At 65.7% G+C, this 289-nt stretch carries 1 protein-coding gene; it reads left to right on the top strand.

What is annotated here, in order from left to right:
* Positions 1 to 289: hypothetical protein (locus EN850_RS35745; RefSeq protein WP_210238100.1), on the top strand; the 289-nt coding region annotated here is incomplete at both ends.

The raw sequence follows: 289 nt of genomic DNA on the forward strand, positions 1-289 counted from the left end.
GCTGGCTGCGACCGGCGCGGTCAGCGAAGAGCTGATTCTCGATGGCGGCGATGGCGTGCGCCTGCAGGGCTGGCACAGCCATATCGAAGGCCGCGAGCCCAAGGGCATGGCGCTGCTGCTGCACGGCTGGGAAGGCAGCGCCGAATCCAGCTACATGCGCATGGCGGCCGCGCGCATGCTCGAGCAGGGCTTCGACGTGGTACGGCTGAACTTCCGCGACCACGGCAATACCCATCATCTCAACCCCGGCATCTTCCACTCCAACCTGATCGACGAAGTGGTGCATGCC

It is taken from the genome of Mesorhizobium sp. M8A.F.Ca.ET.207.01.1.1, from assembly GCF_004794715.1.
Taxonomy (GTDB): domain Bacteria; phylum Pseudomonadota; class Alphaproteobacteria; order Rhizobiales; family Rhizobiaceae; genus Mesorhizobium.